Source organism: Mycolicibacterium parafortuitum (assembly GCF_002086815.1).
GTDB classification, from domain to species: Bacteria; Actinomycetota; Actinomycetes; order Mycobacteriales; family Mycobacteriaceae; genus Mycobacterium; species Mycobacterium parafortuitum.
In genome coordinates this window covers 1-1,594 of record NZ_MVID01000060.1, presented here as the reverse complement: position 1 = coordinate 1,594, position 1,594 = coordinate 1, and the positions used below count along the sequence as shown (strand labels likewise).

The 1,594-nt window shown below is 67.3% G+C and carries 1 protein-coding gene; it reads left to right on the top strand.

The annotated features are described in order from the left end of the window. Positions 1-1,431: IS1182 family transposase (locus BST38_RS28750; protein WP_083146942.1), on the top strand; the 1,431-nt coding region annotated here is incomplete at its 5' end. Positions 1,432-1,594 lie beyond the last annotated feature (163 nt).

Genomic DNA, 1,594 nt, shown 5'->3' with positions numbered 1-1,594 from the left:
CCCGAGGAGATGTTCGCCGATCTGTTTCCGTCGCGGCGGGGACGCCCGAGCGTGCCGGCCGAGGTGATGGCGTCGGTGATCACGTTGCAGGCCCTGCACGGCTTATCCGACAACGAAACCGTCGATGCCGTGACCTTCGACCTGCGGTGGAAAGCCGCCTGCGGGCTGCCGATCACCGCCGGGTCATTCCACTCCACGACGCTGACGTACTGGCGGCGCCGACTGGCGGCCTCGGACCGGCCGAACCGGATCTTCGAGGCGGTCAAAGCGGTCGTGGCAGCCACCGGCGCCCTGTCCGGGCGGACCCGGCGGGCGTTGGATTCCACGATCCTCGATGATGCGGTGGCCACCCAGGACACGGTGACCCAGTTGATCGGGGCGATCCGCCGGGTCCGCCGCGAGGTTCCCGGTGCTGGTGAGGTGATCGCCGCCTACTGCAGGGCTCATGATTACGACGATCCGGGTAAACCCGCGATCGCCTGGGACGACGCCGACGCCCGAGAAGCGTTGGTGGACGCCCTGGTCGGCGATGCCCACCGACTGCTCGGTCATCTGTGCGAGCAGGACCTGGGGCCGCGGGCAGCCGAGGCGGTGGCGTTGTTGGCGCTGATCGCCGGCCAAGACGTCGAACCCGTCGCCGATTCTGACGGTACTGACGGGCACTGGCGCATCGCGCAGAAGGTCGTCTCTGATCGGGTCATCTCGACCGTCGATCCCGAGGCTCGTCACGCCCACAAGAGCGTGCATCGCCGCCAGGACGGTTTCAAAGCCCATATCGCGGTCGAGCCCGACACCGGGATCATCACCGACTGCGCGTTGACCAAGGCCAGCGGCCCCGGCAGTGGGGACGCCGCGGTCGGGATCGACCTGCTCGCCGGGGAGTCCGAACCAGTCACCGTACTCGCTGATTCCGGTTACGGCTCCGGAGCATTGCGGGCCGAACTCCTTGCCGGTGGTCATGTCGATCGGGTCAAATCCGCGCCGACGCGTTCGGCGGTACCAGGCGGGTTCACCGTTGACGACTTCGCCGTCGACCACACTGCCCGGACCGCGACCTGCCCGGCAGGGATCACCCGCGCCATCACCGCGCAGGGGTATGTCACCTTCGGCGTCATCTGTCGTGACTGCCCGTTGCGGGCACAGTGCACCACCAGCGCGACCGGCAAGAGCCTCAAGATCCGGCCGCACGACGCGCTCCAACGAGCAGCCCGCCGGGAATCCCGAAACACAGCCTGGCTCAACGAATATCGTCGACACCGACCAATGGTCGAACGCAGCATCGCTTGGCTAACCCGCGGCAACCGCAAAGTGCGCTACCGCGGCGTCGCGAAGAACGATCACTGGCTTCATCACCGCAGCGCCGCGCTGAACCTACGCCGCCTCATCACCATGGGCCTGACCCACACCGGCACCACCTGGGCAGTGGCCTGAGGCCACCCCGCCCACAGGCCTGCCCTCACACGCGACCGAAGCGCCGCTCAATACGGCCCGGGTGACCCTCGAATCGTCGATCCCCGGATTTGACGAAACCCACGCGCCACAGAACGCCTCGAGGCACCCCACCCCACAAACCACTAATTCAGCAGACTCCTAG